Here is a 22,731-nt window from a genome sequence, read left to right as displayed (position 1 = left end):
CTCCCTCCCCGTACGGACGTCGGACACCGGCCCCGGCGCGGAGGCCACCGGCCCGTACGGGAATGGCGCTGTGTCCCGTACGGGAGTCGGACAGGACACACCAGGGGAAAGTAGGGGGACCCGGGCCGCCGGGGAGCGGGCGGGTCCCCGTACCGTGGAGGGGTGTACCGGTTCCTGAGAACGCCCCGCTGGTGGGGGATCAACGTCTTCGTCCTCCTCGCCATCCCGTTCTGCGTGTTCATGGGGACCTGGCAGCTGGGGAAGTTCGAGGAGAAGGTCGACTCCCACCGGGCGGCCGAAGAGCGGCCCGACCCGTCCTCCGCGCGGGCCGAGGCGCTGGACTCGCTGCTGCCCGTGGACACCGAGACCTCGGGCCGGATCGCCCGGGCCGACGGTCGGTACGGGGAGCAGTTCCTGGTCCCCGGCCGGGACCTCGACGGCCGCTCCGGCGCGTATGTCCTCACCCTGCTGAAGACGGACGGCGGCCGGGCGCTGCCGGTGGTCCGGGGCTGGCTGCCCGACGGTGCGAAGGCGCCGGCGCCGCCGGCCGGCCGGGTGACCGTCGAGGGCGCGCTCCAGGCGTCCGAGAGCCCGGGTTCCAAGGGCGTCCGGACGGGCGGCGGGCTGCCCGAGGGGCAGCTCGGCATGATCAGCGCCGCCGCCCTGGTCAACGTGGTGACGGACGACGTGTACGACGCCTGGATCACCCTCACCCACTCCCCCGCCGGGCTGACCCCGGTACCGGCGACGGCGCCCGCGGGCACCGGGCTCGACCTGAAGGCGTTCCAGAACCTCGGCTACACCGCCGAGTGGTTCGTCTTCGCCGGCTTCGTGGTCTTCATGTGGTTCCGGCTGCTGCGCCGTGAGCTGGAGGCTTCCCGGGACGCGGCGCTCGGCCTGTAGCGGCCGACCCGCCGGACGCCACGGCACGGCACGGCACACCGCCGTACCTCACGCACCGCGCATCGCGGCATATGACAGACACGCGTACGGCCCGACGGCATGAACCGTCGGGCCGTACGCATGTCTGTCGTGTCTGTCGTGTCTGTCGTGTCCGTCATATGCCGCGCGTGACGCATGAGGCGCCATGCGCCACCCGCCACCCGCCGCGCCTCAGGAGGCGCCCAGGACCCCGGTCCGGTAGATGGTGCCCGCGCAGGCGTTGGGGATCGTCGTCTCGGCGACCGGACCGCCCGGCTCCGCCGTGTGCGAGACCGCGACACTGCCCTCCGCCGAGGCACCGTCCGCCACCCCGAGCTGGGGCGCGGACCCGCTGTCGGCCGGCGACGATCCGCTCGTCCCGCCGGCACCGCCGGTGTCGCCGCTGGTGCCTTCGCCGCCGTCGGAGGTCGGGTCCGGGAGCGGGGTCGCCGGAACGCCCCCGCCGCTCGGGACGCAGGCGTCGCTGGGCACCCAGGCGAACCGCACCTCGTAGGCGTTGTCCGGGGACAGCAGCAGCTTCGCCGACTCCTTGGAGGGGTCGGGCAGGCCGGCCGCCGCGTCCCCCGAGATGTGCTCCACGACCGCGATCTTCTTCTTGTCGGCCGCGCCGCGCGCCTGGAAGTCGACCGTGCCCGCGCCCTCGACCACGCACTCGCGGCCGGAGATGTTGGCGATGCGGAAACTGCCGTAGACCTTCCCCGCCGCGTCGGGCGCCTCGGCCCGCGCCGAGGCGACGCCGAGCTGGGCGGCCTGGCAGCCCGCCACTCCGGCCGGGGGGCCGGAGGGAGTGGCGGAGGCACCCTCGCCGCCGGCCGTGCCGGAGTCCGGGGTGTCGGTCTCGCCGCTGCCCTCGCCGCCACCGCCGGGAGACGCGCTCGTGCCCGTGCCGGGGCCGGCGGGCTGCTGTCCGCCGCCCTCGACGCCGGTCTCGCTGCCGGTGCCGCCCTGGGCCTGCTCGCCGTGGCCCGCGTTGACGGCCTGGTCGTTGAGCACGCCGCCCGACGAGGCGACGTGCACCAGGGCGGGTACGGCGGTGCCGACGAGGACGATCGCGGCGGCCAGGCCCACGACCGCCTGCCGCTTGCGGGCCCGGCGGGCGGGCACCGCCTGGCGCAGGTGGTCGAGCACCCCCGGAGCGGGTTCGAGCCCGGACACCGCGCCCTGGAGCATCCGGCGCAGCGCGAGCTCGTCGGGCAGGCCGCTTTCCGGACCCTCCGGTGCTTCGTTCACCATCGCGCGCCCACTCACATCGTCCCGGTCGTCGTGCGGGGCGTGCCCGTACCGCCGGCCCTGCTCGCCCTGCTCGTCCTGCCGGTTCCGCTCACGTCGCCCGTGCCGCCGGCCGTACTCGTCCTGCTCATGTTGCCCGTACTGCTCATGCGACTCGTACTGCTCACGCCGATCGTGCTGCTCGTGCTGCTCACACCGATCGCCCTGCTCGTGCTGCTCGTACCGCTCATCACGCTCATACCGCTCGTGTCGTTCACTCCGGTCACGCGGCTCACTCCGCTCGTCCGGCTCGCGGGGCTCGTCCAGCCCCCGCGGCCCGGGCCGGCGGTCGTGCGCGTCGTCTCCGGGTTCCTCGCCGCGCCGCTCACGCTTCAAGGGCGCGGCGCCGGGTTCGTGTTCCTCGTACTCCTCGGGCCCGCCGGAGCGCGGCCCGCGCGCGGGCGGCTCGGCGCCCGGCACCTGTGGTCTGCCCGGCCCGCTCATGACGTGGCCCCCATCGAGACGCGCAGCGCCGCGATGCCCCGCGAGCCGTACGCCTTGACCGAACCGAGCGAGATCCCGAGGGTCTCGGCGACCTGTGCCTCCGTCATGTCCGCGAAGTATCGCAGCACCAGTACCTCGCGCTGCCGCCGCTGGAGTCCGCGCATCGCCTTGATGAGGGCGTCCCGCTCCAGCTGGTCGTACGCGCCCTCCTCGGCGCTCGCCATGTCGGGCATCGGCTTCGAGAGCAGCTTGAGCCCGAGGATGCGGCGGCGCAGGGCCGAACGCGACAGGTTGACGACGGTCTGCCGCAGGTAGGCGAGGGTCTTCTCGGGGTCCCGCACGCGATTGCGTGCGGAGTGCACCCGGATGAACGCCTCCTGGACGACGTCCTCGCAGGAGGCGGTGTCGTCGAGGAGCAGTGCCGCGAGGCCGAGCAGCGAACGGTAGTGCGCGCGATAGGTCTCCGTCAGGTGGTCGACCGTCGTACCGGCAGCCATCGTGTCGTCAGCGCCCTCGCGGGGCGTCGGGATGCCGTTCACGGCGGGCGGCCGGGACGAGCGGGATTCCCGGGCCTGCCGGGTTCTGAGGGGCACGGGCGCGATCACCGGCATGCCGCCGACCGGGCGCTGCCGCCCGAGCGGTCGCGCCCTGTTGCCGTGCAGCGGGATGACCGCTGCCATGTCGAGTACCTCTGCCACACCTGTTGGACACGCTTCCCCCCGCCAGGGTTGTACGCGTACGCCACCGTTTTTGGCGGTGCGTCGATCGTGCTCATGCGCACCCGTTCTCCCCCAATGGCCCGCTCTCTCCCGTGCTTTCGCCGCATGGACTCGGGCGCACGCCGAGACGCTCCCGTCCGGCCGCCGGTTGCGGTACGGCGGGAAGAGCATCGTCGTTCAGGACATCTGACCTGTTCAAGGGGCGTCCGGGGCCGACTTGCTCACAAGGCGTTCACAGATCCTACAAAGTTCAACGGAGGCCCGCCCGCCATATCCCTTGCCGATACCCGTGCGGATGCGCGTGCGCATGCTCGTGCGGATTTCCGGGCGGATATCCAGGCGGATTTCCGCGCGGATTTCCGGGCGGGGCCGCCGGGGCCCGTCAGCGCACACCACAGCGCCGTACGGCCAAAGCCGTACGGCGCGTGGAGAAGTGGCGTCGCGTCAGAAGCGCGTCGCGCCAGAGACGGCGTCGCGCCAGAGGCAGCGTCGCGTCAGCGGCCGGTGCCGCCGTAGACGACGGCCTCGTCCGTGTCGCTGTCCAGACCGAAGGCGGTGTGGACGGCGCGGACGGCCTCGTTCACGGCGTCGGCACGCGTCACGACCGAGATCCGGATCTCGGAGGTGGAGATCAGCTCGATGTTGACGCCCGAGTCGGACAGCGCGCGGAAGAAGTCCGCGGTGACCCCGGGGTTGGTCTTCATGCCGGCGCCGACCAGGGAGATCTTGCCGATCTGGTCGTCGTAGCGCAGCGAGTCGAAGCCGATCGTGCCGCGCCCCCGCTCCAGGGCGTCGATGGCCTTGCGGCCCTCGGCCTTGGGGAGCGTGAAGGAGATGTCCGTGAGGCCGGTGGCCGCGGCGGACACGTTCTGCACGATCATGTCGATGTTGATCCCGGCGTCCGCGATGGCGCGGAAGATGGCCGCGGCCTCACCCGGCTTGTCGGGCACGCCGACGACGGTGATCTTCGCCTCGGAGGTGTCGTGGGCGACACCGGAGATGATGGCCTGCTCCACCTTCTGGGCTCCTTGCTCGACTGGGCGTTCGTTGCTGACCCAGGTGCCCTGGAGGCCCGAGAAGGACGACCGGACGTGGATCGGGATGTTGTAGCGGCGCGCGTACTCGACGCAGCGGTGCAGCAGCACCTTGGAGCCGGAGGCGGCGAGCTCCAGCATGTCCTCGAAGGAGATCCAGTCGATCTTCTTCGCCTTCTTCACCACCCGCGGGTCGGCGGTGAAGACGCCGTCGACGTCCGTGTAGATCTCACAGACCTCGGCGTCCAGCGCCGCGGCCAGCGCGACGGCGGTCGTGTCGGAGCCGCCGCGGCCCAGCGTGGTGATGTCCTTCTTGTCGGCGGACACCCCCTGGAAGCCGGCGACGATGGCGATGTTGCCCTCGTCGAGGGCGGTACGGATCCGGCCCGGCGTGACATCGATGATGCGCGCTTTGTTGTGGACCGAGTCGGTGATGACACCCGCTTGACTGCCCGTGAACGACTGGGCCTCGTGGCCCAGGTTTTTGATCGCCATGGCCAGCAGGGCCATGGAGATCCGCTCTCCGGCGGTCAGCAGCATGTCGAACTCGCGGCCGGCCGGCATCGGGGATACCTGCGCGGCGAGATCGATCAGCTCGTCCGTCGTGTCGCCCATCGCGGAGACCACGACGACCACCTGGTGGCCGTTCTTCTTGGCTTCCACGATTCGCTTGGCGACGCGCTTGATGCCCTCGGCATCGGCAACGGAGGAGCCTCCGTACTTCTGCACGACAAGGCCCACGTGCGCTCCTCGCTCGGTTGTCACCACAGCTGTCGCTGCGGCGGTCGGCGTCAGTTTAACGAGCGTCCGGAAATCACCCCCGAGATATCACATCCTGAGATTTCGGGCTCGCAGAGTGATCATTTCGTGGTCAACCAGCAGGTCGGGGCCGCGAGAGGGGCCGGCGAAAGGCGGAAAACGGCGGCCACCGTGGGGTGACCGCCGTTTCCGTCTTTCTCGCACTCCGCGGCTTCGCACCCCGCGGCTTCGTACACGCGCGTACGGGCCCCGCGCCCGCCCGGCCGCCCAGCCGCCCGACCGCCCGCCCGTGCCGCCCGCTCAGCTCTGCTGGACGTCCGCCTCCGGCGTCAGCTCCGCCCGCCCGAGGCCTAGCGGCCCGGCGATCTCCTCGATCATCACGCGCCCGGCCTCCTCGGCGAGGTCCTCGTCGCCGATCGCCTCGTCGGTGTCGAGCCCGGCCAGGTCCGCGAGCGGCTGGTCGAGCCGGACGTGCGCGACGAGCGACTGGAGGGCGCGCAGGGTGGCGGAGGCGGTGGGGCCCCAGTTCGAGAAGTACGAGAACTGCCACCACCACAGCGCCTCGGTGGTCCGTCCCGCCCGGTAGTGGGCGAGCCCGTGCCGCAGGTCCATGACGATGTCGGCGAGGCTGTCGGAGATCCGGGCCGGCACGGGCGCCTTGCGCGGCTCGTACGGGTCGAAGACCTCCGAGAACACGTCCACCGGGTCCAGCATCACGGCGAACCGCTCGCGCAGCTCGTCCACGTCCAGATCCGGCCCCGTGTCGGGCTCGTAGCGCTCCTCCGGGAGGATGTCCGCGTGCGCGCCGAGCCGCCCGCCGGCGAGCAGCAGCTGGGAGACCTCCAGGAGCAGGAAGGGCACCGCACTGTCCGGCTCGTCGCCCTTGGCGACCTCCGCCGTGGCGACGATGAAGCTCTCGATCGAGTCCGCGATCTGCACCGCGAAGTCGTCGGGGTCCTGCGTGATGGAGTGCAGCGTGGCGTCAGACATCGAGGTGCCTCCCTGAGAGCGCGCCGTCGTGCGCACGAACCCGGTCGTCATACATCTAGCAGGCGCCGCCCCTCGAAGGCACGCCCGAGGGTGACTTCGTCGGCGTATTCGAGGTCGCCGCCGACGGGCAGACCGCTGGCGAGGCGGGTGACCTTGAGGCCCATGGGCTTGATCATCCGCGCCAGGTACGTCGCGGTGGCCTCGCCTTCCAGGTTGGGGTCGGTGGCCAGGATCAGCTCGGTGACCGTGCCGTCCGCGAGCCGGGTGAGCAGTTCGCGGATCCGCAGGTCGTCGGGGCCGACGCCCTCGATCGGGCTGATCGCGCCGCCGAGCACGTGGTAGCGGCCTCGGAACTCGCGGGTCCGCTCGATCGCCACGACGTCCTTCGGCTCCTCGACCACGCAGATCACGGCCAGGTCCCGGCGCGGGTCACGGCAGATGTTGCACTGCTCCTGCTGCGCCACGTTGCCGCAGACCGCGCAGAACCGGACCTTCTCCTTGACCTCCAGGAGCGCCTGGGCGAGCCGGCGCACATCGGTCGGCTCGGCCTGGAGGATGTGGAAGGCGATGCGCTGGGCACTCTTGGGGCCGACGCCGGGCAGCCTGCCCAGTTCGTCGATGAGGTCCTGAACCACGCCTTCGTACACGCTCGGCGCCTTCCCTGGGGTACTTGATTCTTACGGTAGTGGCTGGGGTGCGGCCGCAGAAGGTGGAGCGGCCGCCGGATCGGGGAGCCGGGGCGGGAGCCTGGCCGGAAAACCTCGTCGGATTCCCGGACCGGACCCCTGGCCGACTCCCTGATCGGACTTGCTGATCGGACTCGCGGGTCGGACTCGCGGGTCGGACTCGCTGGTCGAACAGGAAGCCTGGTCAGAAACCGAGGCCCGGCATGCCGCCGCCGAGGCCCTGGGCGAGCGGGCCGAGCTTGGCCTGCTGGAGCTGCTGGGCGTTGTCGTTGGCGGCCTGCACGGCGGCGACGACCAGGTCGGCCAGGGTCTCGGTGTCCTCCGGGTCGACCGCCTTCGGGTCGATCACGAGGGCGCGCAGCTCGCCGGAGCCCGTCACGGTGGCCTTCACCAGGCCGCCGCCCGCCTGCCCGTCGACCTCGGTCTTCGCCAGCTCCTCCTGGGCGCGGGCGAGGTCCTGCTGCATCTTCTGGGCCTGCTGGAGGAGCTGCTGCATGTTGGGCTGGCCACCACCGGTGATCACGGTCACTCACTCCTGCTGTGTGTCTGAGCTGTCTGGTCTGACTGAGCTGTCTGGGTCATACGACGGCCGATGGGCGCCGGCTGTCCCGGTCGCCCATATGCCGGTATCCCGAGCCTACGTGGTCCGCGACCACACCGCCGAGGCAACTCTTTCGAGTGAGAAACCCGGGCTCCTCTACCTGATCACCACCCTCTTGCGAGCGGATATCCCCCGTTTCCGCGCACGCGGCCCACCATTCGGCGGTAGGAAGGGCGGACGCGGGGCGGGCTCGCGGGCTCTGAGCCGGACAGAGCCGCGCCGAGCGGAACATCCGCAGCGCGGAAACAGAACAGATCGGCACAGAGCACAACAGAGGAGTCCCCCGGTGAGTCAGCAGCCGGACATGCCGCCGCAGCCTCAACCGGGGATTCCCGGGAAGGCTCACGGTCCGGCCGCGAGACCCGACCCGAAACCGGACCCGAAGCCCGACCCGAAACCGGATCTGACCGGGGAACCCTTCCCGGTGGGCGACTGGGCCTCCCCCGCCGCGTGCCTCGACGAGCTGTACCGCTGGGTGGAGTCGCACGCCCTGCGGACCGCCGAGTGGTACCTCACCGACCGGGTCTGGAAGCGCCGGGCGGCCCGCGCCCTGCGCATCGGCACCGCCGCCGGGGTGATCGCGGGCGCCGCGCTGCCGGTGCTCGACGTGGCCGGGGCCGCCCCCGGCAGCCTCGGCTGGGGCTATCTCTCGCTGCTCGTCGGCGCGGCCTGCTTCGGCTGCGACCGCTACTTCGGGCTCACCTCGGGCTGGATGCGGAGCGTGGCGACCGCGCAGGCCGTACAGCGGCGGCTTCAGACGCTCCAGTTCGACTGGGCCTCGGAGAGCGTGCGCGAGGTGCTCGGCCCGGCGGAGGGCACGGCGAGCGAGGCGGCGGAACGCTGCCTCGGGGTGCTGCGCCGGTTCGAGGAGGACGTGACGGAGCTGGTGCGGGCCGAGACCTCGGACTGGATGGTGGAGTTCCGCACCGGTCCGACCCCGCTGGCCGTACGGATCGCGGGCCCGCCCCCGGCCCGTACCGCCGACGCCGGACTGCCCCCCGGCCGCTTCCCGCTGCCGCCGGGCACCCGCCCGAACATGCCGCGCCAGCGACCGCCGGATCCACGCTGAGCGGCGCCGGGAGGGGCTGGGGGCTCGGGGCGGCTCTGGGGGGGCGAGCCCTGCGCCTGAGCGCCGCCCGCCCCGGCCGTCAGACAGCCGCCGCCCCCACCGTCAGCGCCACGACGACCTCGTCGTCCTCGAAGTCCCCGGTCGGCCGGAAGCCGAGCGAGGTGTAGAGGCGCCCGGCGGCGGTGTTGTCCGGGTGGTACGAGAGACGGATCTCCCGGCACTCGGGCTGCGCCGACAGCCGCTCGATCAGGGCCAGCATGGTGGCGCGCCCCACTCCCCGGCCCTGTTCGGCGGCGGCCACCACCATGCCGCCGATCCAGTGCGTGCCGTCCTCGGCGTCGTACGCCCACATGACGTGGCCCACGATGTCGTCGCCCGCACGCACGCCGAGCGAGGTCCAGACCCCGCCCTTCAGCGACAGCAGCAGGTAGCGCGCCGCGAGGGCGGCCACGTACCGGCGCTGGTCGTCGGCGGGAGCCACGTCGGCGACCTCACGCCAGTTGCCGTCCGTGATCTCCTCCAGGACCACGGCCCGGCCCTGCCCGTCACTGATCCGCTGAGTCACGCTTCCCCCACATACCTGCTGGTCAAGTGGGGTGAGCATAGACACGGAGCCGGACCGCCGCTAGCTCAAAACGATCATGGATCCCTGTCCCAGGCTGCGGGTGGCCGCCGCGTGCAGACCCAGCCAGACGTGCCGCTCGCGCGCGAACGGGTGGTCGTCGGGGAAGGCCGTGGGGGCCGCCGGCTCCTCCAGGGCGGTGGGGCGCTCCGGCGGCAGCGGCGCGGCGGGCGGGTTCATCGGGTCGATCCCGATCGCGGGCGCGACGAACTGCAGCTCGCGCAGCAGCCCGTGCGAGGAGCCGAGCGGCCCGCCGCCCTCCAGCAGTGCGTCGGAGGTCAGGGGTACGGGGAAGTCGACCGGCACGTACGCGCCCGCGTGGTCGTAGTGCCACACCAGGTGCGACTGTTGCGCCGTCGCCTCGAACATCTCCAGGAGCTGCTCGTAGTCCCCGCCCAGCTCGCCGACCGGCTCCACGGGCAGCCCGCACATCTGGAGCAGGAAGGCACGGCGCAGGAAGTGCAGGGCCTCGTAGTCGAAGCCCGCGACCGGGGCGACGTCGCCGGACAGGCCAGGCATGTACGCGTAGACGGGCACGGTCGGCATGCCGGCGGCCGTCAGGGCCTGGTCGTAGACGGCCAGTTCCTCGCTGAAGGGGTTGTCGGGGCTGTGGCACAGCACGTCGACGAGGGGGACCAGCCACAGGTCACAGGCCAAGGGAGGCTCGCTCTCCGTCAGTTGAAGGAGTCGGTGCGGGAACCGCGCCGACCCGTACGGGGCCCGTGCGGTGTGTCCGAACGGGCCCCGTACGGGATCGGTGCGGGAACGGCCAGGGTAGTGCGGGTCCCGTGAACCCCGCACGCCCGAGGGGTGCCCTGGGTGCCTGCCCGGGGAAGCCCCGCCTCAACCCGTGGCGCCGTCCCGCCCGTCGAGCAGGTCGGCCCACTCCAGGGAGCGCAGGTTGTAGTCGCGGACGATCGCCACGGCGGCGTCCGCGTCGCCGCGCGTGATCGCGTCGACCAGGCCGACGTGTCCGCTCCACAGCCATTCCAGCCGGTAGCTGTCGCACCGCATGTGCGGCACGGTGAACATCCACGCCTGCAGGCGCAGCCGGTTCAGGAAGGAGGCGATGTAGTCGTTGTCGGCGACGATCCGGCCGAGTTCGTGCCAGAAGCGGATGTCGTAGCCGATGAGGACGTCCAGGTCCCCGGCGCGCGCCGCGCGGGCCGCCGCCTCGCCCCGGCGCCGTATCGAGACGAGTTCGACCCCGTACGACAAGTCGGTGCCGGCGGGCTGGCAGTAGAGGTTCCGGCTGCGGAAGATGCCGTCCACCACGAGCATCCGGGCCTGGACCATGCCCCGGTAGTCGTCCACCGAGAACGCGTGGACGCGAAACCCCCGGTGGTGGTCGGAGTCGAGGAGCCCCTGGGCGCAGAGGTCGACAAGCGCTTCGCGGACGGGCGTCGCGGACACCCCGTACTGCTCGGCGACCTGTTTGACCGTGAATTCCTCGCCGGGACGGAGACGCCCCGCGAGGGCTTCGTCACGGAGCGCATCCGCGATCTGGCGACGGAGGGTGTTGCGGGTGACAGCTCCACCCAAGGGCATGGTCGGCCCCCCTCCGTCCGAATTCGCGGGGGACACCCTAGTACAGGCCGGGCGGAATCAAGATCAACACGCCGTGACCCCCGGGTGGCGCGAGGTGATCTCGGCGCCGCCCGGGGGCTTCTGTGTGCGATGCGACGGTCACACTCCGTGTGCGTTCACTCCATGTGCGCGGTCACCATGGGTGGTTGGCACATGGGCCCGCCCACTGTGTGCCGTAAAGCCATGTGTCGTCCCCCTATGCCATACGTACGGCCAGGGGGCGGTGCGCCGGGTGCCGCCGCCTCAGATGACGTCACACCAGGTGGGATCCCGCCGTATGCCGGCGCACCATGTGGGACCGCCCCGGGTGGCCTCCCGCTGTGTGGACGAACCCCATGTGCGCTCGACCCATGTGGACGCGCCCCACGTGGTCTCACACCACGTGGGGCTCACGCCATGTCGACTCACACCGTGTCGACTCACACCGTGTGCTCGTCGGCGACGCTCAGCGCCGCGTCGAGGGCCGCCAGGCCCTCCTTGGCCTCGGCCTCGCTGATGTTGCAGGCGGGGACGGCGTGCGTGCGGTTCATGTTGATGAACGGCCACAGGCCGTTCTTCTTCGCGGCGGCGCCGAAGGCGGCCATCGGCGCGTTGGCCTCGCCCGCCGCGTTGTACGGGACGAGCGGCTCGCGCGTCTCCTTGTTCTTGACCAGGTCGAGCGCCCAGAACACGCCCATGCCGCGCACCTCGCCGACCGACGGGTGACGCTCGGCCAGTTCGCGCAGCCCGGGGCCGAGGACGGTCTCGCCGATGTGGGCGGCGTGCTCGACGACCTTCTCCTCCTCCATCACCCGCATCGTCGCGACGGCGGCGGCGCAGGCGAGCGGGTGGCCGGAGTAGGTGAGGCCACCCGGGTACGGGCGGGTGTCGAAGGTCGCGGCGATCTTCTCGCTGATCGCGACACCACCGAGCGGCACATAACCGGAGTTGACGCCCTTCGCGAAGGTCATCAGGTCGGGCACGACGTCGAAGTGCTCGGCGGCGAACCACTTTCCGGTCCGGCCGAAGCCGGCCATGACCTCGTCCAGGATGAACACGATGCCGTACTTGTCGCACAGCTCGCGCACGCCGGTGAGGTAGCCGGGCGGCGGCGTCATGATGCCGGCGGTGCCGGGCACGGTCTCCAGGATGATCGCGGCGATCGTCTGCGGACCCTCGAACGCGATCGTGGCCTCCAGGTGGGCCAGCGCGCGCTCGCTCTCCTCCGCCTCGGTGGTGGCGTAGAAGGCGGAACGGTAGAGGTACGGCGCCCAGAAGTGCACCACCCCGGCGGCGGCCGTGTCGGACGGCCAACGGCGCGGGTCACCGGTCAGGTTGATCGCGGTGGAGGTGGCGCCGTGGTACGAGCGGTACGCGGAGAGCACCTTCGGCCGGCCGGTGTGCAGCCGGGCCATGCGGACGGCGTTCTCGACGGCCTCGGCACCACCGTTGGTGAAGAAGATCTTGTCCAGATCACCCGGGGTGCGCTGGGCGATCAGGCGCGCCGCCTCGGACCGTACGTCGATGGCGAACGCGGGCGCGAACGTGGCCAGCTTCCCGGCCTGCTCCTGGATCGCGGCGACCACCTTGGGGTGCTGGTAGCCGATGTTGGTGTAGACGAGACCGCTGGTGAAGTCGAGGTAGCGGTTGCCGTCGTAGTCCCAGAAGTACGAGCCCTCGGCACCGGCGACGGCGAGCGGGTCGATCAGGCCCTGGGCGGACCAGGAGTGGAACACGTGCGCGCGGTCGGCGGCCTTGACGGCCGCCCCGGCCTGGGGGTCGGGTTCGACGTGAGGGGTCATGGGGCCGAGGGTAGGGACACCGGGGTACGGACGGCCATGACCATCCTGTCCACCGAGACCCGGACGTACGAGACAGAGTGCCGGACGGGGCGGGGACCCGGGTGGGGTAAGGGGCCGGAACCGGGGTCCGGGCGGGGGTCCGGGCCGGGGTCCGGGTTGGGGACGAAACGGCAGGCCAGGGGTGGGGCGGGGCTGGGGCCGGGGCTTGGGACACGGGGCTGGGGGCTCGGGATACGGGGCTGGGGCCGGGGCGCCGACCCCGGCCGGGGTACGGAGGGTGCCGGTGTACGGAGAGGGGGCGCGCCGCGCTCACTCCCGTATCGCTTCGTCCTCGATGGCCCGCAGTTCGGCCATGGCGACCCGGAAGGCGGGGGCGGTCTTGCCGTTCGTCCGGTGCAGGAGGTCCAACGCGCGCTGACGGCGCAGGGCGAGGTGGGGACGGCGTTCGATCTCCACTTCCCTCGTCCAGACGGCCACCCAGCCACGGACGGGCCCGAGGGAGTCGCGTTCGGCGGCGAGGGAGAAGGCCGTGTCCCGCTGCCGTTCCATCTCCCGGAGCCGGTGCGGCGCGACGTGCGCGAGGGCCGACCACAGCGCGTCGGGCGTGGGCCTGGGGCGCGGAAACGCCTCGCCCGGGCCGCCGCTCCCCGTCACGAGAACATCTCCGTCGCCGCGCTCCGCAGGAGCAGGGTGTGGACGAAGCGACCGGGGGCGGTCGGCGGGAAGCCCCAGGTGAGGGGCCAGGTGTTGCCGGTGAGCGCGGGTACCGTGACGTAACTGATGTGCCCGGGGGTGCAGTTGAACAGTGCCACGCCCGGCGGCCACAAGCGGTGCGCCGTGGAACCGGGCGCGACGAGGAAGTAGACCCGGCGCCGACCGCTCTCCTCGATGACGACGGGCCCGGGATCCTCGCCCGTCAGGCCGACCATCCAGGCGAGGAGGCGACGGCCGTCGTCGCCGTCGACGCGGACGGCGTCGAAATGGATGCCGGCCTTGCGGAGATGAATGCCGGAAGGCGGAACCCAATCGCAGGCAGCCACATTTCGCTGGCTCTTTTCTGAGATCACCTGCACATCGTCCCGTACTGGGGATAGCGTTTTCCACGACTGCGAAGGCACCTCGGCAAGCCCTTAACCAGGGGCAACTCGCCTTGTGAGCAGTTGAATTCGACAGGGGTTGGTTGAGACCGGTTGAGACCGGTTCCGGTTCGAAAAGGAAAATCGAATGGCGCGCTCCAAGAACAAGGAATCAGCGGGACCCGCGGCGCGAATGGTGGCATTCGTCGTCAGGCATATGCGCCAGCGCATGGGGCTCACGCAGGACCAGCTGGGGGAGCTCATCGGGTACACCGGCGCGGCGGTGAGCGCGATGGAGACGCTGGCGCAGCCGGTGAGCGACGAGATGCTGATGCAGCTCGGGAAGGCGCTGGGCGACGATGTCGAGTTCTTCGAGGGGATGCGACTCTGGGTCCGCATGGAGAAGATGCCGAAGAAGTTCGATGGCTACCTGGGCATGGAACAGTCGGCGATCACCCTGCTCCTCTTCGCCAACTACCTTGTCCATGGCTTGTTCCAGACAGAGCGGTACGCCCGCGCACTGATGACGGGAGGCTTCCCGGAGAAGAGCGAGGAACGGGTCGAAGAGCTACTTCAGGCACGCATGAGCCGGAAGGTTCTGTTCGACCGGAAGCCGCAGTGTCAGATCGAGCTGGTGGTCGATGAGGCGGCTCTGCGCCGCCCGTTCGGCAACTGGGAGATCATGCGCGAGCAGCTGGAGCATCTGGCCGAATGCGCCCGCCGTCGTAACGTCAGCGTCTTCGTCCTACCTTTGGATGCTGCCCTGATGGGCGAGTTCGCGGGAGCGCGAGGCGAACTGAACATCGCCGAAACGTACGAACACGACCGGATCACTTACTTGGAAGTGCAAGACGAAAGCTTGTCTTCCACGGACCCCGCCAAGGTGAGCATCTACACCCAACGCTATGCGAAGATCCGGACACAGGCCCTGGGCGCCCGTGAATCGCTGGCGTTCATCGAGCGGTTGGCGAGAGAAGGATCATGAGCGCGACTCTGAGCTGGTTCAAGTCCTCCTACAGCGACGACAGCGGCGCCAACTGCGTCGAGATCGCCTTCGACTGGCGTAAGTCCTCGTACAGCGACGGAAGCGGAGGCGACTGCGTCGAAGTCGCCACCTGCCCCCACTCCGTCCACCTCCGCGACTCCAAGGTCCAGGACGGCCCCACCTTCACCGTCGCACCGACGGCCTGGGACACCTTCGTGTCCTGGCAGGGCTGACGCACCACACCGGCGGGCCCGGACCGTTTCATCCTCAGATCATCAGGATGATGCGTCCGGGCCGGCGGCCCTCCTCCGCTCGGCGGTGTGCCTCGGATGCCTCCTCCAGGGGCATCACATCGGCCACTCGGGTGATCAGCTCGCGGGCTTGAACCTGCTTGAGCAGCTTGGCCAGCAACACGGCGTCCGGCCGGCCGAGAACCGTCTCCACTCGGATGTCGCGTACCGGGACCGGCGTGCGGTCGTCCGCGAGGGCGATGAAGGCACCGCCGTTCCGCACGGCGGGCAGCGCCGTCTCGCTGACGAGTGCGCCGTCGAAAACTCCGTCGACCCCGTCGGGGGCGACCGCGCGGACCGCCGCGAGGATCTCCTCCCCGTCGCCGCGCCGTACACAGTGCTGTGCGCCGAGGACCTTCAGTTCGCTTTCGTCGCCCGCGTAGGAGACGGCGATCACGTTCAGTCCGGCCGCCGCCGCGAACTGGACGGCGAAACGTCCCACGACACCGCTGGCCCCGGTCACGAGCAGGGTCGAGCCACGGGGCAGGGCGAGGCGTTCGAGGCCCTGGTGGGCGGTGACGGCGGCCAGGGGGACCGAGGCCGCCTGGGTGAACTCGATGTCGTCGGGGATGGGCGCCAGCCAGCCCGCTTCGACCTGGACGATCTCGGCGTAGGTGCCCTCGCCGCTCCGTTCGGTGTACCAGGGCACGAAGCCCGCCACCCGGGTGCCCACCGGCAGCTCGCCCTCGGGGCCGGGAACGGGATCGAGCAGCTTGCCCGCGAAGTCCGCGCCGAGGACGAAGGGGGGCTTCAGCGGGCTCAGCTCGTCGGCGTACAGACCGGCACGGATCCGCAGGTCGGTGATGGTGACACCGGCGGCGTGCAGCCGTACCCGCACCCGGCCGGGCCGTTCTCCGGCCGCGGGCTCGGGACGGCGGACCATGTCGAGGACCTCGGGTCCGCCGTAGGTGGTCACTTCGACGACGCGCATGGGTGATCTCCTCCTACGGAAGCCCCCTCGGGGCCATTACACCCACGCCCGCCGACCCCGGCAACAGATACCGGCACCAGGTGGAAGCCCTGCGTGACGGCCCCGGTCACCACCCCGGCCGGAGCCCCACCCGCACCCCGGCCCCGGGATCCCCGAGGGCCTCAGGTGACGGAAGGACGAACACCGGACGGCGGACGTACGACCCCGCCCCCAGTCCCGCACCCCCGTCCGTACCGTCTCGCCCGTGGACTGGATCAGCCCCGAGAACGTCATCGCCGTCGTCACGGCGCTGCTCGGCGTGGGTGTGACCTTCGCCGTCCTCCTGATCGAGCGCCGGGTGCCGCGCCGCAAGCGGATCGGGCACCGCGTCCAGCTCGACACCACGGTCGGGGAACGGGACGACGCCCGGCTCGGGCTGTTCAACGAGCAGCCGGGGATGACCGACGCCACCCTCGTCCTGCTGCGGATCGAGAACGACGGCTCGGTCTCGATCGGCCGGGAGGACTACAACCTGGACACCCACGGGCTGACGGTCGACTTCACCGCCCGTACGGTGCGCGCGGTCGCCCTCACCCACGCGCCGTTCAGCGCGGCGGCGGTCCGGCACACCGGCTCCGAGGTGCGACTGCCGAAGATCGCACTGAACCGGGGCCAGTACTTCAAGCTGCTCGTGCTGCTCACGGGCGGGCCGGTGGGCAGTCCGATCGCCGTGACCGGCGAGATCCGCGACGGGGACATCCACCCGAACCACAGCACGACCTTCGACGACAAGCCCCCGCTGTTCGGGAGGGCCGCTCGTGCGGTCGTCGTCACGCTCACGGCCTGTGTGATCGTCCTCGCCTCGATCATCGTGCTGCGGGACGGTTCCCGGCCGCCGATGGGCTGCGCGCGCGGCACACTCACCGTCACCGGGTCGACGGCCTTCGCGCCGGTGGTGCGCGATCTGGCCCGGCAGTACGAGAAGGAGTGCGAGGGCGCGACCATCGTGGTCGACCCGCACGGGTCCACGGCCGGGATCCGGCAGCTCGCCGAGCAGGGCGCGAAGACGTCCGCCGGGTCCCCCGCGCTCCTCGCCCTCTCCGACGGCCGCAAGCCCGCCGGCTACCCGCAGTTGCGCGAGGATCCGGTCGCGGTCTCCCTCTACACGGTCGTCGTCAACGACGCCGTCTCGCTGGACGACCTGACTCTCGCCGACCTCCGCCGTCTCTACCGCGGGGACGTCACCGACTGGAAGCAACTGGGCGGCCCGGATCTGCCGGTGCGGATCGTCAGCCGGGGCGCCACCTCCGGTACGCGGGAGATCTTCCAGCGCCGGGTCCTCGGCCGCAACGAACCCGCCAACTCTTCCCAGAACTGCATGACCCGGGACGACCCGGACGCCCGGGCTCTGCGCTGTGAACTCGACAGTACGGAGCAGGTGTTGGCGGCTGTCGCCCAAGTGCCCGGCGCCATCGGCTACACCGAACTGCGCTCCGGCACCAGCCTGCCGGGACTCCACCGGATCGCGATCGACGGGCGCCGTCCGAACGTGGACGAGATCGGCAACTCCCCTTATCCGTATGTGGAGATCGAGTACGTCTACACCTACGGCCGGCCGCCCGCCGACTCGCTCGCCTCCGCCTTCCTCACGTATCTCACCCGGGGCGGCGGCCAGGCCGTGATCGGGACGCACGGGCATCTGCCGTGCGCGACGCCCAAGGGCCTGAGGATCTGCGGCGGGGGCTGAGGAAGGACGGCGACCGTCTCGCGGAGAGTCGGCGGCGGATCGGCGAGGAGCCAGTGGGTCTCCTCTGGCACCTCTGGCATGCTCTTCCGACGTGGATCCCTTGAGCGCACAAGACCCGTCCTCCATAGGGCCGTTCCGGCTGCTCGGCCGACTCGGCGCGGGCGGGATGGGACGGGTGTACCTGGGCCGCTCGGCGGGCGGCCGGGTGGTCGCGGTGAAGGTCGTGCACGCGCAACTCGCGGCGGAGGAAGAGTTCAGGCTGCGGTTCGCGCGCGAGGTCGCCGCCCTGGAGAAGATGGACGGGGTCGGCACCGCGCCCGTCCTCGGGGCGGACACCGAGGCCGGGACACCGTGGGTGGCCGTGGCGTACGTACCCGGCCCCTCCCTGCGTACGGTCGTCGGCGACGACCACGGCCCGCTGCCGCCCGACACGGTCCGCAGCCTCGCCGCCGGGCTCGCCCGCGCGCTCACCCACATCCACGCCGCCGGGCTCGTGCACCGCGATCTGAAGCCGGCGAACGTCCTGCTCACCGTCGACGGCCCGCAGATCATCGACTTCGGCATCGCCCGCGCGCTCGACACGGTCACGAACGGCGGGCTGACCGCGACGGGCGCGGTCGTCGGCTCGCCCGGGTTCATGTCGCCGGAGCAGGTGCGGGGCGAGAAGGTGACGCCCGCGTCGGACATGTTCTGCCTGGGGTCGGTGCTGGCGTACGCGGCGACCGGGCGGGTGCCGTTCGGCGGGTCGGAGAGCGGGCTGCACTCCACGATGTACCGGATCGCGCACGACGAGCCCGATCTGGCGGGGGTGGCGCCGGAGATCACCGGGCTGATCCGGGCCTGCCTCGTCAAGGACCCGGCGGGCCGGCCGACGGCGACCGACCTCGCCGACACGCTCACGCTCACCGACCCCTGGCTCCCCGCCGCCGTCCTCGCCCGGCTCGGCCGCCACGCGGCGCGGCTGCTGGAGGCGGAGGACCCGGCCCCGGCGGGGGTGTACGGGGAGGGCGCGGCGTACGGGGAGGGCGCGGCCGGGCCCGTCCCCGAACCGCTGCCGACCAACGAGACGGCAGTGGAACCGGCCCCTACCCCGGGCCCAGGGCCGAACCAGAACCCGAACCCGTCCCCCGGTCCTGCCCCTGATCCCGCCCCCGGCCCCCTCGGAGACCAAGCCGCCACGACAGTCCCCCGGCGGCGCCGGCGCGGGCTGCTGCTCGGGGCGACGGCCGTCGTCGTGGCGGGCGCGCTGGCTCTCGCGTACACCCTCTGGCCCCGGCCCGGCAGCGGTGCGGCCGGCGGCGACAGCACCGCGCACACGGGCGCGACCCGGCCGCCCGGGATCGTTCCGACGGCGTTTCTCGGCGCGTGGGAGGGGGTCCTGAAGGGCACGGCGGACCTCCCGAACGAGACCGTCCGGATCGAGATCACGCAGGGCGCGGCGGGCGCCAGGACCGCCGTCTACACGCACACCACCGAGGAACTGCTCTGCATCGGCTGGGCCGTCCTGAAGTCCGCGAACGACAGCGAACTCGTCCTCGGCGAAGGGGAGATCAGCGCGAGCATCCCCGAACGACGCTGCACTCCGGCCGCCCGCCAGACCCTGCGGCTGCGGTCGAACGACGTGGTGGAGTGGAGCTCCGGGGTCGCCAAGGCCACCTTCCAGCGGGCCAGGTCCGGCCCGAGCGCCGTCCCCGCCGCGTTCCTCGGCGACTGGAAGCAGACCCCGCTCGCCGCCCCGCCGCCCGGCGAGGCCGAGCGCTACACCTTCCAACTCACGATCTCCCAGGGGCCGGTGGGCGTACCGCTCGTCCGCTTCGAGCAGTGGTACCCGCGCACCGACGCCGAGGGGAATGTGACCTCCGAGGACATCCACTGCGTCACCACGGCCGTCGTCGCGGGCGCGGGCCCGCTGCTCGTCATCGGCCCGGAGACCCGCGACCCCGACGTCTGGAACGACGACTGCGTCGAGAACGGCCCCAGCAGCCTTCGGATCGTCCGCGTGAAGGGCAAGGACCACCTGTTCTCCTACGGCCTGATCCCGGAGAGCGAGCCGAGCGACTTCGAGCGGAGCTAGGGCGTGTTTCGGGTCTGGCCCGCGAGACGTGGAAGCCTGCTTCAGGTCTCGGTGAGGCGGGATCCGATCGGGCCCGTACTCCAGCCAGACGTCCTGTAGGAAGTCCTTCCGGCGGGTCGCATGCGCGCGGTTGCCGATGCGGTAGCAGAGCGCGCGTCGAGTCTGGTATCACCCAATGGGCTTGGCCGACAGGGCAAGTTGGTGGCGAGAACCCGCCGAGTCGCGCTCGCGCGGAAGTGGAATGATGACTGCGCCGGCGGCTCCGAGCGGGGCCGCGAAGGGAGCATCATGATGTTCACCCCTTGGCGCAGCGCACTCGGCTACGCCGCCTGGGTCACCTTGATCTCATGGGTCACCGGGACCGTGGTGGATACCGCGTCCTCGCTCGCCTTCGACAACGAGTCCGGCCCTCTCGGCACCGACAAGCTCCTGTGGTGCGAGTACCAGGCCGTCTTCCTGGTCATCTGCTTCACCGTCCTCACCCTGGCCCGCCGGCTGCTCTCGCCGCTGCCGCGCTGGCGGACCGTCCTCGTCGACGGCGCCCTCTACATGCTGGTCCTCGGCCTCGCCGGAACGATCGCCGACGGATGGACCAATCCGGGTGAACTCCTGAACGCCGCGGCCATCTACTCGTTCCTGGCCCTGTACACGCTCCAACTGCCCACGGCCTGGGTCATGTCGATCTGGCGCTCCGGCAAGCTCGACGCGGTCCTGAAGAAGCGCTACACCCTCGGCGGCGGCGAGCAGGCGACCCCGAGCGCGTGACGACCATCCCCTTCCCTTCATGGCAACGGGGGAGGTCCGGCCGATCCGCAGCGCGGGGCGGCGCCGGATCGGCGCCGCCCCGCATGCCGTCAGAGCGGACGACCGGTTCTACAGGTCCATGTCCTTCTGGTCCGTGATGACCTTCCCGGCGATGCGGAGGTTGCCATCGGAGTCCAGGATGCCGACGACCTTCCTCGTGGAGCCGTGGTAGGTCGTGAAGTAGATCTTGTCCGCTTCCCGGGAAGAGCTGTGGTTGCCGTTCATGACCAGCTCGATGCTGTTCGGGCTGGTGATGAGCACGTCCTTCTCGGGCGTGTCCGGGTAGGTCCGGTTGTCCTGGAGCTTGACGCGGCCGTGGAAATCGCCCTCGTCCCAGCCTGAAGCCACACCGAGATCGACGTCACCCATGGTGCCTTCTCCCCTGCTGTGCGGGCCGCCGATCCGGCTCCGTCGCACGGTGACGACGTGAGGTCCGTTCGGGCATGCCCGATGAAAGAACTCCCCTGTCCGGGTTGGATGTTGCCCCACCCGGGTCAGCCGGGAATCTACCCAGCACCCTCACGAAAGGAGCGCGATCTTCCGAAAATTTCCGCTTTAGGTCGGACTTGATCAAACATTGGCCTATTTGCGGACACGAGAGAAGAAAGTCCGCCAAAGGCGACTATCTCCGCCATGCGGAGTCGATTCCATGCCGGCGAACCGGGACATAGTGTCGCGATTCCTTCAAGGCTCCCCTGCACCTGTTCTTCGCATTGCCCCCACTGTCACCATGTGCCGCATGACGCACCGGCCCAAGGGAGCCAACGCCCCTGTGCCGACCGTCACTTTGAGAGTCGCCGCAGGATGCCTCCAGGCGCCCGGAGGCCCGACGGTGGAGGCCGCCGCCCTGCTGCTCGACGCGACCGGCTCGGTGCGCGGCGACGCCGACATCGTCTTCCACGGCCGGCCCTCCCACCCGTCCGGAGGCGTACGGCACCTGGGCACGGGGCGGACGACGGGCAGCTCGCCGAGTGGCTGGAGCTGGACCTGCCGCGGATCGAACCGGCCGTCGAGCGGGTGGTCGCCACCTTCCGCGACGACCTGCCCGACTACTACGGCCGTGCCCCGCTCGGCCCGGTAGCGGCGGCGCATCACTCGTTTATCGTCCGGTGATCGGTCCCCCGCACGATTGCGAAGTCCTCGTCCCTCACCGGGACTTCCGATCACCAAGGGGAACCATCGTGCGCCGAACTGCACTCGCCGCAACCGCGGCCGCCGCCGCGCTCATCGCGTGCGCCCAGACCGCCGCCCTGGCCGCCACCCCCACCCCGTCATCCATGGCCGGCACCGCCGTCAACCACACCTCCGAGGCGAAGCTCGACGCCTATTGGACCCCGCAGCGCCTCGCCAAGGCCAAGCCGCTCGATGCCCCGGCGAAGGCACCGTCCGCCAAGGCGCCGCGCGGTTCCGACACCGCTCACGGCAAGCCGAGGCTCATCCCGGCCACCAAGCCGTCGACGAAGGCGGTCAACTCCACCGCAGCCGCCAGCGTTTGGGGCACCACCGGCCGCCTGGTGTTCACCGTCCCCGGCAAGGGCGACTACATCTGCACCGCCAACGTCGTCACCAGCAACAACCACGACGTGATCTCCACCGGCCGGCACTGCGTCATCGACATCGACACCCACCAGACGTTCACCAACTTCCGCTTCGCGCCCGGCTACGACCGGGGCAACGCCCCGCACGGCTGGTGGAACTGGCGCTCCATGGGCTGGCGCGAGGACGACACCTCCCCCGGCGGCGACAACGCCTTCATCGTCCTGAGCACCGGCGGCAACACCGGGCAGCACGTCCAGGACGTGGTCGGCGGCTCGGGCATCGGCTTCAACTGGGCCACCAACAACTACGCGCACGCCATCGGCATACCGGGCGACAAGGACTACGCCGTCTGGTGCGAGGGCATGCCGTACGACTCGTACCAGGGCGGCGTCAGCCTGCGCGACTGCAACGGCCTCAGCGGCGGCGCCAGTGGCGGCCCGTTCATTGCCAACTACCAGAACGACGGCTCGGCGGTCCAGACCGGCAGCTACTTCGGGTCCTGGGGCGACGCCTACTGGGCGTACTACCGGGACGCCGCCTGGCAGGTCTTCAACGGAGCGCAGAACGCGTAAGCGCTCCGGAGCAACGGCGTAACCAAACCCCCTGGTGAGCCGGCCGTGAGTCCCGGCGTCACCACGCGAGTTGTCGTCACCGTCCCCGGATCAGGCCGGGGACGGTGACATCGGGACGGACCGGCGGTCTCGACTGGACGGCTGAGCGGCGGGGTGGGGCGGCGACCGTGCCGCACTCGCGAGCGAGACACCTCTCGAACTCCCCCAAGCCGACCTTATGATCGAGAATGC

At 71.0% G+C, this 22,731-nt stretch carries 23 protein-coding genes; 9 read left to right on the top strand and 14 right to left on the bottom strand.

Annotated features, from left to right (window positions below):
* Nucleotides 1–162 precede the first annotated feature (162 nt).
* Nucleotides 163–903: an SURF1 family protein gene (locus ABZ990_RS28650; RefSeq protein ID WP_361237643.1), complete on the top strand. Its 741-nt coding sequence runs from the start codon at nucleotides 163–165 to the stop codon at nucleotides 901–903.
* Nucleotides 904–1,113: 210 nt separating this feature from the next.
* Here the strand turns inward: ABZ990_RS28650 and ABZ990_RS28645 are convergent, their stop codons facing one another.
* The 6 genes from ABZ990_RS28645 to ABZ990_RS28620 all read right to left on the bottom strand — a co-directional run bounded on the left by ABZ990_RS28645 (nucleotide 1,114) and on the right by ABZ990_RS28620 (nucleotide 7,366).
* Entirely contained in the window at nucleotides 1,114–2,655 is a 1,542-nt protein-coding gene (locus ABZ990_RS28645; protein ID WP_361237640.1) for a hypothetical protein, read from the bottom strand.
* Nucleotides 2,652–3,266 carry a SigE family RNA polymerase sigma factor gene (locus tag ABZ990_RS28640; protein ID WP_361237669.1) on the bottom strand — a complete coding sequence of 205 codons (615 nt, stop codon included), beginning with the start codon at nucleotides 3,264–3,266 and terminating at the stop codon, nucleotides 2,652–2,654. Before ABZ990_RS28640 ends, ABZ990_RS28645 begins: the two co-directional genes overlap by 4 nt.
* Before the next feature lie 602 nt (nucleotides 3,267–3,868).
* Nucleotides 3,869–5,149, bottom strand: coding sequence for an aspartate kinase (locus tag ABZ990_RS28635; RefSeq protein WP_361237637.1), 1,281 nt, complete (start codon nucleotides 5,147–5,149; stop codon nucleotides 3,869–3,871).
* A 318-nt stretch (nucleotides 5,150–5,467) separates the two neighbouring features.
* Nucleotides 5,468–6,157 carry a DUF5063 domain-containing protein gene (locus ABZ990_RS28630; protein ID WP_361237635.1) on the bottom strand — a complete coding sequence of 230 codons (690 nt, stop codon included), beginning with the start codon at nucleotides 6,155–6,157 and terminating at the stop codon, nucleotides 5,468–5,470.
* Nucleotides 6,158–6,204: 47 nt separating this feature from the next.
* Nucleotides 6,205–6,804, bottom strand: a complete 600-nt coding sequence (recR, locus tag ABZ990_RS28625) for a recombination mediator RecR (protein WP_359873789.1) — start codon at nucleotides 6,802–6,804, stop codon at nucleotides 6,205–6,207.
* 223 nt (nucleotides 6,805–7,027) lie between these two features.
* On the bottom strand, nucleotides 7,028–7,366 hold the full coding sequence (locus ABZ990_RS28620; protein ID WP_361237666.1) for a YbaB/EbfC family nucleoid-associated protein: 339 nt from the start codon (nucleotides 7,364–7,366) through the stop codon (nucleotides 7,028–7,030).
* Nucleotides 7,367–7,748: 382 nt separating this feature from the next.
* Between ABZ990_RS28620 and ABZ990_RS28615 the strand changes: the two genes are divergently transcribed.
* Entirely contained in the window at nucleotides 7,749–8,513 is a 765-nt protein-coding gene (locus tag ABZ990_RS28615) for an SLATT domain-containing protein (protein ID WP_361237663.1), read from the top strand.
* A gap of 79 nt (nucleotides 8,514–8,592) precedes the next feature.
* Here ABZ990_RS28615 and ABZ990_RS28610 read toward each other — a convergent pair whose 3' ends face one another.
* The 6 genes from ABZ990_RS28610 to ABZ990_RS28585 form a co-directional block, all read right to left on the bottom strand.
* Nucleotides 8,593–9,078 carry a GNAT family N-acetyltransferase gene (locus ABZ990_RS28610; RefSeq protein ID WP_361237631.1) on the bottom strand — a complete coding sequence of 162 codons (486 nt, stop codon included), beginning with the start codon at nucleotides 9,076–9,078 and terminating at the stop codon, nucleotides 8,593–8,595.
* 60 nt (nucleotides 9,079–9,138) lie between these two features.
* The gene (locus ABZ990_RS28605; protein WP_361237628.1) at nucleotides 9,139–9,792 is read right to left on the bottom strand and encodes a hypothetical protein; all 654 of its coding nucleotides are present in this window, start codon (nucleotides 9,790–9,792) and stop codon (nucleotides 9,139–9,141) included.
* A 186-nt stretch (nucleotides 9,793–9,978) separates the two neighbouring features.
* Complete coding sequence (locus ABZ990_RS28600; protein ID WP_361237625.1) at nucleotides 9,979–10,683, bottom strand: GntR family transcriptional regulator; 705 nt, start codon at nucleotides 10,681–10,683, stop codon at nucleotides 9,979–9,981.
* Between the two features lie 458 nt (nucleotides 10,684–11,141).
* Complete coding sequence (locus tag ABZ990_RS28595; RefSeq protein ID WP_361237622.1) at nucleotides 11,142–12,503, bottom strand: aspartate aminotransferase family protein; 1,362 nt, start codon at nucleotides 12,501–12,503, stop codon at nucleotides 11,142–11,144.
* Between the two features lie 309 nt (nucleotides 12,504–12,812).
* Complete coding sequence (locus tag ABZ990_RS28590; protein ID WP_361237619.1) at nucleotides 12,813–13,157, bottom strand: hypothetical protein; 345 nt, start codon at nucleotides 13,155–13,157, stop codon at nucleotides 12,813–12,815.
* The gene (locus ABZ990_RS28585) at nucleotides 13,154–13,543 is read right to left on the bottom strand and encodes a hypothetical protein (protein ID WP_361237616.1); all 390 of its coding nucleotides are present in this window, start codon (nucleotides 13,541–13,543) and stop codon (nucleotides 13,154–13,156) included. Before ABZ990_RS28585 ends, ABZ990_RS28590 begins: the two co-directional genes overlap by 4 nt.
* A 184-nt stretch (nucleotides 13,544–13,727) precedes the next feature.
* Here ABZ990_RS28585 and ABZ990_RS28580 point away from each other — a divergent pair, with 184 nt between their 5' ends.
* Together ABZ990_RS28580 and ABZ990_RS28575 are read left to right on the top strand one after the other, a co-directional pair.
* The gene (locus ABZ990_RS28580; RefSeq protein ID WP_361237613.1) at nucleotides 13,728–14,564 is read left to right on the top strand and encodes a helix-turn-helix transcriptional regulator; all 837 of its coding nucleotides are present in this window, start codon (nucleotides 13,728–13,730) and stop codon (nucleotides 14,562–14,564) included.
* Nucleotides 14,561–14,797 (top strand): DUF397 domain-containing protein, encoded by a 237-nt coding sequence (locus ABZ990_RS28575; RefSeq protein WP_361237610.1) that lies wholly within the window; start codon nucleotides 14,561–14,563, stop codon nucleotides 14,795–14,797. The genes ABZ990_RS28580 and ABZ990_RS28575 overlap by 4 nt, the downstream gene beginning before the upstream one ends.
* Before the next feature lie 34 nt (nucleotides 14,798–14,831).
* Here ABZ990_RS28575 and ABZ990_RS28570 read toward each other — a convergent pair whose 3' ends face one another.
* Nucleotides 14,832–15,785, bottom strand: coding sequence for an NADP-dependent oxidoreductase (locus ABZ990_RS28570; protein ID WP_361237607.1), 954 nt, complete (start codon nucleotides 15,783–15,785; stop codon nucleotides 14,832–14,834).
* Nucleotides 15,786–16,029: 244 nt separating this feature from the next.
* Between ABZ990_RS28570 and ABZ990_RS28565 the strand changes: the two genes are divergently transcribed.
* The 3 genes from ABZ990_RS28565 (at nucleotide 16,030) to ABZ990_RS28555 (ending at nucleotide 20,350) form a co-directional block, all read left to right on the top strand.
* Nucleotides 16,030–17,511: a substrate-binding domain-containing protein gene (locus tag ABZ990_RS28565; RefSeq protein ID WP_361237604.1), complete on the top strand. Its 1,482-nt coding sequence runs from the start codon at nucleotides 16,030–16,032 to the stop codon at nucleotides 17,509–17,511.
* A gap of 91 nt (nucleotides 17,512–17,602) precedes the next feature.
* Nucleotides 17,603–19,585, top strand: coding sequence for a serine/threonine-protein kinase (locus ABZ990_RS28560; RefSeq protein ID WP_361237601.1), 1,983 nt, complete (start codon nucleotides 17,603–17,605; stop codon nucleotides 19,583–19,585).
* 288 nt (nucleotides 19,586–19,873) lie between these two features.
* Nucleotides 19,874–20,350, top strand: coding sequence for a hypothetical protein (locus ABZ990_RS28555; protein ID WP_361237598.1), 477 nt, complete (start codon nucleotides 19,874–19,876; stop codon nucleotides 20,348–20,350).
* Nucleotides 20,351–20,458: 108 nt separating this feature from the next.
* On the opposite strand, the gene ABZ990_RS28550 is transcribed toward ABZ990_RS28555, so the two are convergent.
* Complete coding sequence (locus ABZ990_RS28550) at nucleotides 20,459–20,758, bottom strand: DUF6342 family protein (RefSeq protein ID WP_361237595.1); 300 nt, start codon at nucleotides 20,756–20,758, stop codon at nucleotides 20,459–20,461.
* A 280-nt stretch (nucleotides 20,759–21,038) separates the two neighbouring features.
* On the opposite strand from ABZ990_RS28550, the gene ABZ990_RS28545 reads away from it, so the two are divergent.
* Nucleotides 21,039–21,470: a TerD family protein gene (locus ABZ990_RS28545; protein WP_361237592.1), complete on the top strand. Its 432-nt coding sequence runs from the start codon at nucleotides 21,039–21,041 to the stop codon at nucleotides 21,468–21,470.
* A 100-nt stretch (nucleotides 21,471–21,570) separates the two neighbouring features.
* On the top strand, nucleotides 21,571–22,500 hold the full coding sequence (locus tag ABZ990_RS28540) for a peptidase (protein ID WP_361237589.1): 930 nt from the start codon (nucleotides 21,571–21,573) through the stop codon (nucleotides 22,498–22,500).
* Nucleotides 22,501–22,731 lie beyond the last annotated feature (231 nt).

The sequence above is a fragment of the Streptomyces sp. NPDC046203 genome, from assembly GCF_040646255.1.
Lineage (GTDB): Bacteria > Actinomycetota > Actinomycetes > Streptomycetales > Streptomycetaceae > Streptomyces.
This window is presented reverse-complemented; position numbering and strand designations above follow the sequence as displayed.